Consider the following 4,222-nt stretch of genomic DNA (forward strand, 5'->3'; position numbering starts at 1 on the left):
CGCCCTGGGCGCTGGGGCTGGCGGGCGCGGTCTATGGCTGGGCGGCGGCGGCGATGACGGCGGTGTTCGCCGGCATGGCGGCGCGGGTCGCGTTGCGGACCGCGGTGCCCGGCGACGCGCTGAAGCCGGAGAAGCGGCTGTTCGCCTATTCGATCCTCTATCTCTTCATGATGTTCGGCGCGCTGGTCGTCGACAGGTGGGTGGCATGACCGACGGACCCGATCCTTCCCCGTGGCAGCAGCCGGCCCCGACCGCCGACACGTCCGACGTCGTGCGTTCGCGCCAGCGCGGGCGGTCGATTGCGATGGCGTTGCTGCTGGGCGCGCTGGTGGTGCTGATCTTCCTCGTCAGCATCGCCAAGATCACCGCGGGCATGAAGTGACCCGCTCCATGACCGGCACGGGCCGCACCGCGCTCCTGGCGGTGCTGGTGATCTGCTTCATGACCGGCCTCGCCTGGGCCAGCGTGCCGCTGTACCGCCTGTTCTGCCAGGCGACCGGGCTGAACGGCACCACCAACCGCGGCAAGCAGGCGCCCGGCGCCACCGGCGCGGCGATCACCGTATCGTTCGACACCAACGTCGCGCCGCACATGCCGTGGCGGTTCCGGCCCGAGGCGCCGTCGGACACGGTCGACGTCGGCGCGCGCGACATGGCGTTCTTCACCGCGACCAACACGTCCGACCACCCGATCACCGGCACCGCCACGTACAACGTCGTGCCCGAACAGGTCGGCAAGTATTTCACGAAAATCCAGTGCTTCTGCTTCACGCAGCAGACGCTGGCCCCGGGCGAGACCGCGCGCATGCCGGTCATCTTCTATGTCGATCCCAGGATCCTGACCGATCCCGACACGCGCGACGTGCAGAACATCACCCTGTCCTACACCTTCTTCCCGGTCGAGGCGGGCAAGGCGGTCGCCCGGGCCGCGAGGGACGGCTGAACCGGCGCGCCGGCGGCGGGACCGCCACCACCCGGTCGGGCCGCCCGGCCGGTGCGAACGGGCTTTGCCGCTGCCCCGAACCGCGATAGAGCGGGGCGAGGACCGAACAGGGAAGACGCGATGGCTGCCGGCGCGAAGAACCACGACTATCACATCCTGCCCCCCAGCATCTGGCCGATCTTCGGCTCGTTCTCCGCGCTGGCGATGGCGGCGGGCGCGATCGCCTGGATGCACGGCGGCCATGTCGACCACCCCAATGGCGGCGGCTGGGTCTTCCTGATCGGCGTCGCGGGCGTGCTGTTCACCATGTATTCGTGGTGGGCGCAGGTCATCAAGGAGGCGCATCACGGCGACCACACCCCGGTCGTTCAGCTGCATTTCCGCTATGGCATGATCCTGTTCATCGCGTCGGAGGTCATGTTCTTCGTCGGCTGGTTCTGGGCATGGTTCGACTATTCACTTTTCCCCAGCGCGATCAGCTTCGCCGACGGCGCCGTCAGCCACGCGGCCGAGGGCGCCGCCGCGATCAAGGCGAGCTGGCCGCCCAAGGGGCTGGAGGTGCTCGATCCGTTCAAGTTCCCGCTCCTCAACACGATGATCCTGCTGACGTCGGGCACCACCGTCACCTGGGCGCACCATGCGCTGATCCACGGGCAGCGCGGCGGCGTGAAGCGCGGGCTGTGGGGCCTGATCGGCGTCGGCGATCGCGACAGCGTGCTCAAGGGACTGTGGCTGACGATCGTGCTGGGCGCGATCTTCAGCTCGATCCAGGCGCTCGAATATTCGGACGCGCCCTTTCCTTTCAAGGGGCTGAACTATGGCGCGTCGTTCTTCATGGCGACGGGCTTCCACGGCTTCCACGTCCTGATCGGCACCATCTTCCTGACCGTATGCCTGGTCCGCGCCTACAAGGGCGACTTCACGCCGCGCCAGCATTTCGGGTTCGAGGCGGCGGCCTGGTACTGGCATTTCGTCGACGTGGTGTGGCTGTTCCTGTTCGTCGTGATCTACGTCTGGGGCGGCTGGAACGCGCCGATCCACATCGGCTGACGCCGTCCGGCCGGTCGCGCCCGGCCGGCCGCCCTTGATCGAGACGGGACCCGAGCCGATGCCCGAACCGACAATCGAGCCCGAGCCGACAATCGAGATCGTTCCTCCCCCGCCCGGCGAGCCGACCGCCGGCGACCTGCCGCCACCGCTACCGCTGTTCGTCGCGGGCACGCGCGGGCTTTGCCCGCGATGCGGCGCGCGGACGATCTATGCCGGGCTCATCACCTTTGCGGACCGCTGTTCCGCCTGCGGGCTGGACTTCGCGCAGTTCAACGTCGGCGACGGCCCGGCGGCGTTCCTGACGCTCATCATCGGCACGGTGATCGTCGCCGCGGTGGTGGTGGTGCAGGTCGCGTACAATCCGCCCGTCTGGCTGCAGATGCTGATCTGGGTGCCGATCACCGCCGCCGCGGTCGTCGCCTCGCTGCGGGTCGCCAAGGGCGTGCTGCTGATCGTCGAGTACCGCCAGGCGGCGCGCGAGGGAAAAGTTCGGCCGTGACCGTCGCCAGGGGATCGGGGGCATGAGGCGGGTGCCGGTCGTGCCGACGGCGGTCGTCATGCTCGCGGTCGCGGCGATGGTCGGGCTGGGGCTGTGGCAGCTGCTCGACCGGCTGCCCGCCAAGCAGGCGTATCTCGCGCGGCTCGCCGCCAACCCGTCCCGGCCGCCGATCGCCTTTCCGCGCTTTCCCGACGACAGCCTGCTGTTCCGGCGCGCCAGCGGCTTCTGCCTCCAGCCGACCGCCATCGCGCTGGCCGGCGCGGGCGCGTCGGGTTTCCGCGCCATCGCCCAGTGCCGCACCGGCGCGGAAGGACCGGGGATGATCGTCCAGCTTGGCACCACGGTCGATCCCGCGCGCCGCGTGGCGTGGAAGGGCGGCCCGGTGAGCGGCACGATCGGCCATGCGCCGAGCAGCGCGCCGCTGATCGCCGGGCTGTTCCACCGCCAGCCGCAACTGCTGATGCTGGTCGCGGATCCGCCGGTCGACGGGCTGACCGCCAATGGCCGGCCCGATATCGACTCGGTGCCCAACAGCCACCTCGCCTATGCCGGCCAGTGGTTCTTCTTCGCCGCGATCGCCGCGATCATCTATTCGCTGGCGCTGGTGCGGCGGTGGAGGACGCGGCCGGAGGCGCCCGTGGTTGCCGCCCCCGCCCCTCCCCGCTAACCCCCGCCGATGCGTTACGTCAGCACCCGCGGGACCGCGCCCGTCCTGGACTTCGAGGGCGCGACCCTTGCCGGCCTCGCCGCCGACGGCGGCCTGTACCTGCCCGAGACGTGGCCGGTCCTGACCCGCGACGAGATCGCCGCCATGGCGGGCATGTCGTACGTCGACACCGCCGTCGCGGTGATGCACCCGTTCGTCGGCGACACGCTGACGCGGGCGGAACTGCGCGAGCTGTGTTCGCGCGCCTATGCGGGCTTTGGCCACGACGCGGTCGTCCCGCTGGTGCAGCTCGACGCGCGCCACTGGTTGCTGGAGCTGTTCCACGGGCCGACGCTGGCGTTCAAGGATGTCGCGCTCCAGCTGCTGGGGCTGTTGTTCGAGCGGTTCCTGGCCGGCGGAACGAATCACCTGACGGTGATCGGCGCGACCTCCGGCGACACGGGTTCGGCGGCGATCGACGCGCTGGCGGGGCGGATGGGCGTCGAGATCTTCATGCTCCACCCCGCCGGACGCGTGTCGGAGGTGCAGCGGCGCCAGATGACGAGCGTGCACGCGCCCAACGTGTTCAACATCGCGCTCGACGGGGCGAGCTTCGATGACGCGCAGGCTCTGGTGAAGGCGATGTTCGCGGACCGCGCCTTCTCATCCGGCTTCCGGCTGTCGGCGGTGAACTCGATCAACTGGGCGCGGCTGATGGCGCAGGTGGTCTATTACTTCCACGCCGCGGTCCGGCTGGGGGCGCCCGACCGGGCAGTCGCGTTCAGCGTACCGACCGGCAATTTCGGCGACGTGTTCGCGGGGCACGTCGCCGCCCGGATGGGCCTGCCGATCGCGAAGCTGGTCGTCGCCACGAACGTCAACGACATACTGCACCGCGCGCTGTCGACCGGCGACTACGCGAGCGGGCCGGTGGTCGCGACCCAGACGCCGTCAATGGACATCCAGATATCCTCCAATTTCGAGCGGCTGCTGTTCGATGTCGGCGGTCGCGACGGGCCGGCGCTGGCGGCGCAGATGGCTGGCTTCGACGCGGCGCGCGCGATGCGGCTCACCGACGCGCAGCG

Annotated in this window: 6 protein-coding genes and 1 pseudogene; all 7 read left to right on the plus strand. The window is 70.0% G+C overall.

What is annotated here, in order from left to right; all coding sequences use genetic code 11:
• Positions 1-209 (plus strand): annotated as a pseudogene (locus HUV01_RS12875) (heme o synthase); the annotation flags it as partial.
• On the plus strand, positions 206-382 hold the full coding sequence (locus tag HUV01_RS12880) for a hypothetical protein (protein WP_174298627.1): 177 nt from the start codon (positions 206-208) through the stop codon (positions 380-382). The pseudogene HUV01_RS12875 and the gene HUV01_RS12880, both read left to right, overlap by 4 nt.
• Before the next feature lie 8 nt (positions 383-390).
• A complete protein-coding gene (locus tag HUV01_RS12885) occupies positions 391-942 on the plus strand; it encodes a cytochrome c oxidase assembly protein (protein WP_174298632.1) in 552 nt (183 codons plus the stop codon).
• Between the two features lie 120 nt (positions 943-1,062).
• Positions 1,063-1,992 carry a cytochrome c oxidase subunit 3 gene (locus HUV01_RS12890; protein WP_174298628.1) on the plus strand — a complete coding sequence of 310 codons (930 nt, stop codon included), beginning with the start codon at positions 1,063-1,065 and terminating at the stop codon, positions 1,990-1,992.
• A gap of 58 nt (positions 1,993-2,050) precedes the next feature.
• The gene (locus HUV01_RS12895; RefSeq protein ID WP_174298629.1) at positions 2,051-2,491 is read left to right on the plus strand and encodes a DUF983 domain-containing protein; all 441 of its coding nucleotides are present in this window, start codon (positions 2,051-2,053) and stop codon (positions 2,489-2,491) included.
• Between the two features lie 22 nt (positions 2,492-2,513).
• Positions 2,514-3,158 carry an SURF1 family cytochrome oxidase biogenesis protein gene (locus tag HUV01_RS12900; protein ID WP_174298630.1) on the plus strand — a complete coding sequence of 215 codons (645 nt, stop codon included), beginning with the start codon at positions 2,514-2,516 and terminating at the stop codon, positions 3,156-3,158.
• Positions 3,159-3,167: 9 nt separating this feature from the next.
• Positions 3,168-4,222, plus strand: a 1,055-nt coding sequence (thrC, locus tag HUV01_RS12905) for a threonine synthase (protein ID WP_174298631.1), incomplete at its 3' end; no start/stop codon positions are given.

The organism is Sphingomonas bacterium (assembly GCF_903643035.1).
Lineage (GTDB): Bacteria > Pseudomonadota > Alphaproteobacteria > Sphingomonadales > Sphingomonadaceae > Sphingomonas.

What these genes read in the sequence shown, in the direction of transcription:
- HUV01_RS12880 (WP_174298627.1), top strand. Translation starts at nt 206, where the DNA reads ATGACCGACGGACCCGATCCTTCCCCGTGGCAGCAGCCGGCCCCGACC.
- HUV01_RS12885 (WP_174298632.1), top strand. Translation starts at nt 391, where the DNA reads ATGACCGGCACGGGCCGCACCGCGCTCCTGGCGGTGCTGGTGATCTGC.
- HUV01_RS12890 (WP_174298628.1), top strand. Translation starts at nt 1,063, where the DNA reads ATGGCTGCCGGCGCGAAGAACCACGACTATCACATCCTGCCCCCCAGC.
- HUV01_RS12895 (WP_174298629.1), top strand. Translation starts at nt 2,051, where the DNA reads ATGCCCGAACCGACAATCGAGCCCGAGCCGACAATCGAGATCGTTCCT.
- HUV01_RS12900 (WP_174298630.1), top strand. Translation starts at nt 2,514, where the DNA reads ATGAGGCGGGTGCCGGTCGTGCCGACGGCGGTCGTCATGCTCGCGGTC.